Below are 7,483 nucleotides of genomic sequence, written 5' to 3'. Positions count from 1 at the left end.
AACTTCCGCTACGATCTGGAGCAACCGACGGTGTGGCGACGCGATCGCATCCCGACCATCACCGTGCGCGCCGGGCTGGTCGGCGACGTGCTGCCGGCCACGGTCGTCAACGAACTGAAGCCATCGGTCGATGCCTTCACCGCCAAGCTGCCGCCGGGCTATTCGATCGCCACCGCCGGCTCGGTCGAGGAGAGCGCCAAAAGTCAGGGACCGATCGCCGCCGTCGTGCCGTTGATGCTGTTCGTCATGGCAACGATCCTGATGGTGCAGTTGCAAAGCTTCCAGCGCCTGTTCCTGGTCGTGGCGGTGGCGCCGCTCGGCCTGATCGGCGTGGTGGCGGCCCTGGTGCCGAGCGGAGCGCCGCTGGGCTTCGTCGCCATCCTCGGCGTGCTGGCGCTGATCGGCATCCTGATCCGCAATTCGGTCATCCTGATCGTGCAGATCGAGGATCTGGTGCGCGAGGGCAAGGATCGCTGGGCGGCGGTCATCGAAGCGACCGAACACCGGATGCGCCCGATCGCACTGACGGCGGCGGCCGCCAGCCTGGCGCTGATCCCGATCGCGCGTGAAGTGTTCTGGGGTCCGATGGCCTATGCGATGATGGGCGGCATCATCGCGGGTACCGCAATCACGCTGCTGTTCCTGCCGGCGCTTTATGTGACGTGGTTCAGGATCAAGGAGCCGAAGGGCCGGGAAGAGCCACCCGTTCTGGAGAACGGCGAACTGGCGCAAGGCTCAGCCTAAGGCTTTGCCTGATCATTCGTTGTCGTTGGAGGGCACAGGGCGCGACCTGGCGCGTTGCCATGGCGACGATTTCGAGGTGCGCCAAGCGTGCCAGCCTTCTGGCAAGTCCGCCAACGCCTGGATGCTTTCGTCCCGCTGCACAACGTTTTGCAAGCTGACGATCATGATATCGCCTTCGTCAACAGGTCCGGTTTCGCTGTTGTGGAATTGCCAACTGCCGTCGTCATCGTCATGTGAGACGTATGCAATCCAATCGCCGCGGGTAACGACTGCCCTATCCACAAACACCGCGACATTGGGAGGATCCGCAAACTTCCATTCCTCCATGGGAATTCCCCAAGATGGTTGTTCGGCGCAAAAGAGAAAACGAATTCAAGCGGTTCTCACAAACCCGTCGCTGGCCCGCAACAGATTGCGCGTATAGTCCTTTGTCACACGGCGTTCGACAAGATCCGCCGCCGCCAGATTCTCCACCGCCTCGCCGCTTTGCATCACCATCAGCCGCTCGCACATATGGGTGATGATGGCGAGGTCGTGGCTGACCATCAGGAAGGTCAGCTTGCGCCGCTTGCGTACCTCTTCCAGCAGGTTGAGCACTTCCGCCTGCACCGAGGCATCGAGCGCCGAGGTCGGCTCGTCGAGCAGCAGGATCGACGGTTCGAGAATGAGTGCACGGGCGATTGCCACGCGCTGGCGCTGGCCGCCGGAGAGCTGGTGCGAATAGCGGAACCGAAAACCGTTGCCGAGGCCGACTTCGTCGAGCGCCCGCTGGATACGCTTTTCGCCGTCGGCAAAGCCATGGATGGCAAGCGGCTCCTGCAGCAGACGGTCGACGGTCTGGCGCGGGTGCAGCGACCCGTACGGATCCTGGAAGACCATCTGCACTTCACGGTAGAAGGCCTTGTCGCGGCGCGCGCCGAGCGTCTTGCCGTTGACGACGATGCCGCCCGATGCAACCGGCGCAAGGCCGGCGATGGCCCGCAGCAGCGTCGATTTGCCGGAGCCGGATTCGCCGACCAGGCCGAAGGATTCGCCCGGCTGCACGTCGAGGCTGACGCCTTTCAGTGCGCGAAAACGGTCGAAGATCACTTCCAGCCTGTCGACGGCAATCGCAGAAGTCATGCCGCCCACTCCGGCTTGCGGTCGAGCACCGGCAGCGGGTGGCGGTCGGCACCGATCTTGGGCATGCAATTGAGCAGGCCGCGCGTGTAGGGATGCTGGGCCTGGCCGAGTTCGGACGCCTTGAGCTGCTCGACCACCTTGCCGGCATACATGACGATGACGCGGTCGCAGAAGGACGAGACCAGGCGCAGATCGTGCGAGATGAAGATCAGCCCCATGCCACGCTCACTGACCAGCCGGTCGAGGATGCCGAGCACATCGAGCTGCACGGTGACGTCGAGCGCCGAGGTCGGCTCGTCGGCGATCATCATTTCCGGACCGGCGATCAGCATCATGGCGATCATGGCGCGCTGGCCCATGCCGCCCGAAACTTCATGCGGATGCAAATTGAAGACGCGAGAGGGATCACGGATCTGCACCGCCTCCAGCATGGCCAATGCACGGTCGCGTGCCTCCGCCTTGCCGACCTTTTCATGGGTGCGCAGCGTCTCGACGATCTGGCGACCGATGCTCATCACCGGGTCGAGCGAATATTTCGGATCCTGCAGGATCATGGCGATGCGCTTGCCGCGCAGCGCCCGGCGTTCGCGTGGCGAGACGCTGAGCAGGTCGATGCCGTCGAAGGCGAGCTTGTTGGCCGATATCCGCGCCTGCGGTGGCGTCAGGCCCATGATGGCGCGGCCGGTCTGCGATTTTCCCGAGCCGGATTCGCCGACGATGCCGAGCCGTTCACGGCCGAGCGAAAAGGAAACGCCGCGCACCGCCTCGATCAGCCCGGTGCGGGTCGGGAAGGTGACGCGCAGGTCGTCTACGTCGAGAAGCGTTTTCGGTTCTCCGCTCATTGGTCGCCGCTCATTGGTCGCCACTCCGCGGATCGAGCGCGTCGCGCAGGCCGTCGCCAAGCAGGTTGAAGCCGAGGCTGACGATGAGGATGGCGAAGCCCGGCGCACCGGCCACCCACCATTGATCGAGCACGAAGCGGCGGCCGGAGGCGATCATCGTGCCCCATTCGGGCAGCGGCGGCTGCGCGCCGAGGCCGAGGAAACCGAGCCCGGCGGCGGTCAGGATGATGCCGGCCATGTCGAGCGTCACCCTGACGATCAGGGACGAAATGCAAAGCGGCATGATATGGCGCAGCACGATGCGGAAGGGCGAGGCGCCCATCAGTTGCACCGCCTTGATGTAGTCGGAATTGCGCACCGTCAGCGTCTCTGCCCGCGCGATGCGGGCGTAGGGCGGCCATGAGGTGACGGCGATGGCCAGCACTGCATTCTCGATGCCGGGGCCAAGTGCTGCGACGAAGGCCAGCGCCAGGATCAGCTTGGGAAAGGCGAGGAAGATGTCGGTGATGCGCATCAGGATGGCATCGGTCCAGCCACCGGCATAGCCTGCAACGGTGCCGACCAGAAGGCCGATGGGTGCGGCGATGATGGCAACCAGGATGACCACGTAAAGCGTCCAGCGCGAGCCGTAGAGGATGCGCGACAGGATATCGCGGCCGAGATCGTCGGTGCCGAACCAGTGCTCGGCGCTCGGCGCCAGCAGGCGCGCGTTCTTCAGGTCGCCGAACGTTGGCGAATAAGGTGCCAGCACGCCTGCAAGGGCGGCAACGACCAGCAGGGCGATGATGATGAGCAGGCCCAGAAACGCCAACCGGTTGGCGGAAAAGCGCCGCCACGCCACATAGGCGCGGCCGAGCCTTGCCTGCATGCGCGAGGCCGGCCGCTCGCTGAGCAGCCAGTCGCGACGGCTCTGGATGGTGTCGACGCTCATGCGGACTTCGTCCTCGGATCGAGCACACGATACAGCAGGTCGGACAGAAGGTTGATGGCGATGAACACCGAGCCGATGACGATGGTGCCGCCGAGCACCGCATTCATGTCGGCGTTCTGCAGCGAATTGGTGATGTAAAGGCCGATGCCCGGCCATGAGAAGACGGTCTCGGTCAGCACCGAACCTTCCAGCAGTCCGGCATAGGAAAGCGCGATCACCGTCACCATCGGCACCGCTGCGTTGCGCAGCGCGTGACCCCAGATGATGCGCGTTTCCGACAGGCCCTTGGCGCGCGCCGCGACGATATATTCCTGCGACAATTCGTTGAGCATGAACGAGCGCGTCATGCGGCTGATATAGGCGAGCGAGAAATAGCCGAGCAGCGAGGCCGGCAGGATGATGTGGCGGAAGGCGTCGTAAAAAACGTCCCACTGCCCCTGCATCGCAGAGTCGAGGAGATAGAAGCCGGTGATCGGCGTAAAGGTGTATTCGTAGACGACGTCGAGCCTCGCCGGGAAGGCAACCCATTGCAGCTTGGCGTAAAACAGCACCAGCCCAAGCAGCCCCAGCCAGAAGATCGGCACGGAATAACCGATCAGGCCGATGACGCGCACGATCTGGTCGATGAGGCTGCCGCGCCTGACCGCGGCCAGCACACCGAGCGGCACGCCGAACAAAGCGCCGATCAGCGTTCCGAGGGTCGCCAGTTCCGTCGTGGCCGGAAGCGCCCGGCGAATGTCGGTCATGACCGGATTGGTGGTCAGCACGGAGACGCCGAAATTGCCGTTCAGCGCATTCTTCACATAGATGTAGAACTGCTCGATCAACGGCAAATCGAGGCCCATCTCGCGGCGCGTGCGCTCAACCACATTGGCCGGCGCCCGGTCGCCGAGCACCGCCAGCACCGGGTCGATCGGAATGACGCGGCCGATGAAGAAGGTGACCGCGAGCAGACCAAGATAGGTCGTGATCGCAATGACCAGGAAACGGCCAAGCGATGATGCAATAGCGACGGCGCGGGCGCTGCCGCGCCCCGCCGCCACTTCTTTTTCAACCGCGCTCATGCGGCGTGTCCGCGAGCACTATTCCTTGGACACCGGTCCGACGAAGTTGGTGTCGAAGCTCGGGCCGAGCGCAAAGCCCTTGAGGTTCTTGCGCAGGCCGGCCACTTCCAGCTGCTGGTGGATGACGACGAAGGGGCTGGTGTCGAGGATTTTCTTCTCGAGATCCTTGTACATGTCGGCGCGCTTGCCGGCATCCTTCTCGAGCAGTGCCGCTTCCGTCTGCTTGGTCAGGTCCGGAATGTCCCAGGCGTTGCGCCAGGCCAGCGTCTTGGTCTTGGCCCCATCCGAATTGTCCGGGTTCGAGGCAAAGGTCTGGGCGTTGGAGTTCGGGTCGAAATAATCCTGGCCCCATTGGCCGATATAGATGTCGTGGTTGCGGGCGCGGTATTTGGTGAGCGTCTGCTTGCCGTCGCCCGGGATGATCTCGAGCTTGATGCCGGCCTGTCCGAGCGTCTGCTGGATCGATTCCGCCATCCCGGTCGTCGGCTGGCCGGTGCGTACGTCCATGGTTACGCTGAAGCCGTCGGGCAGACCGGCCTTGGCCAGCAATTCCTTGGCCTTGGCGACATCGAGCTTGAACGGATTCTCATCCAATTCGCCGAGCACGCCCTTGGGCAGGAAGGTCTGATGGATTTCGCCGATGCCCTTGAGGATGGTGGAGCTCAAGGCATCATAGTCGACCAGATACTTGAACGCCTGGCGCACCTCCGGCTTGGCGAGGTTCGCGTTCTTCTGGTTGAGGCTGATGTAATAGACCGTACCCTTGGGCGCGCTGGTGGTGGTGAGGTCGGCGTTCTTGGCGATGGCGTCGAGGTCGTTCGGTTCGAGATTGCGGGCAACGTCGATGTCGCCAGCCTCGAGCGCCAGGCGCTGGCCCGAGCTTTCCTTCATGTTGCGATAAATGACGCGGGCAAGCTTGGCTTTTTCGCCGTAGTAATTGTCGTTGCGCTCGAGAACGACGGCTTCGTTGGCCCGCCATTCGCGCAGCTTGAAGACGCCGGAGCCGGCATAGCCGGTCTTCAGCCAGGCATTGCCGAAATCATTGTCCCATTTGTAGTCGGCGCTCGGCGTGACCGCAGCCACATGTTCCTTGACCAGCTTGGCGTCGACCACCGAAGCGACCGTTGCCGACAGGCAGTTCAGCACGAAACTCGGCGCATAGGCCTTGTCGACGGTGAACTGGAAGGTGCCGTCGTCGACAGCCTTGGCCTTTTCGGTGACGTTGTCACCGCTGATGCCGAACTGGCCGATGATGAAGGCCGGGCTCTTGTCGAGCTTGATGACGCGCTCGAACGACCAGGCGACATCGGACGCCGTGATCGGATTGCCGGAAGCGAATTTCAGGCCGGGCTTGAGCTTGAACGTGTAGGTCAGGCCGTCATCGGAGACGGTCCAGCTTTCGGCAAGGTCGCCCTTGACCTTGGAGGTGTCGCTGAGGTCGAGACGGACAAGCAGATCATAGGTGTTGCCGGTGACCTCGGCGGTCGACAGCTCGAACGCCTCGCCCGGATCCATGGAGATGATGTCGTCGATCGCGAAACCTTCGACCAGCGTGTCGGCGGGCGTGACCGCACCGGCGGGCGCGCCGGCCAGAAGCAGCGCCGACATGGCGGCACCCGCGAGCAGGAAGCGAGAGCGTAGAGCAAGCTTTTCCATCATCATTGTGATTGTTCCCTGTTTTGTTGTTTGTTGACCTGAGTTCCCGGCTCAGGGTTGCGGAATTTTTTCGGGGCCTGGAGACGGCCCCTCTGCCCACTTACCGTCGTGGTTTTTGTCCAGTTGGTCAACACCATATCCGGCGGCCCCGTGGCGGGCAACGAGCATTTATACGACGGCTCATTGGGCCAGAAAGGCCGGTGGGGTGTCGACGCATAGGCCAGCCAATCGAGGCTGCCGATCGAGAAAAATCTGCTAATTTCGGAGCTATTTCAGCACTGCGACCAGGTCGGCGTCAGGGAAGCAGGTGGCGGCGCGGCCGTTCTTGGCTTGCCATATGCCGATCGAGCGGCGGGTCTTGAAGCCGGGCAGGCCATCGGCGCTGCCGACATCATAGCCTTTGGCCTCCAGCGCCCGCTGCAGGGCGGCGATGTCCGAACGGTGCAGCCCGCCGACCGCGCCCCAGCTGCCGGCGAAGTTCTGATCGCCATGGGCGATGCGATCGGCGCCATGGCCGATGAACAGCGCGTACAGGTCGCTGGTGTTGTATTGCTTCAGCACGTAGAAATTGGGCGTGGCGACAAAGGCCGGGCCGCTGCGCCCTGCCGGCATCAGCAGAAAGCCTTCGGCCTTCAGCTCACTCACTGGAAACGGTTTGCCGCCGACGCGCTTGATGCCCATATCAGCCCATTGCGAGATTTTCTTGCCCTGGTCCGGGCCTTCCAGCGAACAGGAAACGCTTTCCGGCACCGTCACCTCGAATCCCCAGCCACGACCCTTTACCCAGCCATAGTGGACGAGATAATTGGCGATCGAGGCCAACACGTCCGGCGTCGAGTTCCAGATGTCGACGCGGCCGTCGCCGTCGAAATCGACGGCATGTTTCAGGAACGAGGTCGGCATGAATTGCGGCTGGCCGAGCGCGCCGGCCCAGGACGATTTCATCGCGCCGACCGGAGCCAGCCCGCGCTCGACGATCTCGAGTGCGGCAAGCAGTTCGGTGCGGAAGAAGTCCTTCCTGGTCGACATGAATGCCTTGGTGCCCAGCACTTCGAAGGCGTCATAAGGCATCTTCGCCGCGCCGAATCCGGTCTCGCGGCCCCAGATCGCCAGCAGCACGGCGC

General features: G+C 63.3%; 8 protein-coding genes. 1 reads left to right on the top strand and 7 read right to left on the bottom strand.

Features of this window, described 5'->3' with window-relative positions; genetic code table 11:
- A partial coding sequence (locus EN925_RS15425) for an efflux RND transporter permease subunit (RefSeq protein WP_164894224.1) occupies positions 1–744 on the top strand: 744 nt, incomplete at its 5' end.
- Between the two features lie 12 nt (positions 745–756).
- Here the strand turns inward: EN925_RS15425 and EN925_RS15420 are convergent.
- The 7 genes from EN925_RS15420 to EN925_RS15390 form a co-directional block, all read right to left on the bottom strand.
- Complete coding sequence (locus tag EN925_RS15420) at positions 757–1,071, bottom strand: hypothetical protein (RefSeq protein ID WP_206519134.1); 315 nt, start codon at positions 1,069–1,071, stop codon at positions 757–759.
- A gap of 45 nt (positions 1,072–1,116) precedes the next feature.
- Positions 1,117–1,866: an ABC transporter ATP-binding protein gene (locus EN925_RS15415; RefSeq protein WP_013527922.1), complete on the bottom strand. Its 750-nt coding sequence runs from the start codon at positions 1,864–1,866 to the stop codon at positions 1,117–1,119.
- Complete coding sequence (locus tag EN925_RS15410) at positions 1,863–2,708, bottom strand: ABC transporter ATP-binding protein (RefSeq protein ID WP_127368032.1); 846 nt, start codon at positions 2,706–2,708, stop codon at positions 1,863–1,865. Before EN925_RS15410 ends, EN925_RS15415 begins: the two co-directional genes overlap by 4 nt.
- Before the next feature lie 10 nt (positions 2,709–2,718).
- Positions 2,719–3,639, bottom strand: coding sequence for a nickel transporter permease (gene nikC, locus EN925_RS15405; RefSeq protein WP_127368033.1), 921 nt, complete (start codon positions 3,637–3,639; stop codon positions 2,719–2,721).
- Positions 3,636–4,703: an ABC transporter permease gene (locus tag EN925_RS15400; protein ID WP_024503440.1), complete on the bottom strand. Its 1,068-nt coding sequence runs from the start codon at positions 4,701–4,703 to the stop codon at positions 3,636–3,638. Before EN925_RS15400 ends, nikC begins: the two co-directional genes overlap by 4 nt.
- An 18-nt stretch (positions 4,704–4,721) precedes the next feature.
- Positions 4,722–6,365: an ABC transporter substrate-binding protein gene (locus tag EN925_RS15395; protein ID WP_127368034.1), complete on the bottom strand. Its 1,644-nt coding sequence runs from the start codon at positions 6,363–6,365 to the stop codon at positions 4,722–4,724.
- A gap of 261 nt (positions 6,366–6,626) precedes the next feature.
- Positions 6,627–7,483, bottom strand: an 857-nt coding sequence (locus tag EN925_RS15390; RefSeq protein ID WP_128336671.1) for a lytic murein transglycosylase, incomplete at its 5' end; no start/stop codon positions are given.

Origin of the sequence: Mesorhizobium sp. M7A.F.Ca.US.006.04.2.1, from assembly GCF_004022915.1 — a bacterium.
GTDB classification, from domain to species: Bacteria; Pseudomonadota; Alphaproteobacteria; order Rhizobiales; family Rhizobiaceae; genus Mesorhizobium; species Mesorhizobium ciceri.
The sequence above is the reverse complement of the archived record's forward strand: the minus strand, read 5'-3'. Positions and strand labels throughout refer to the sequence as shown.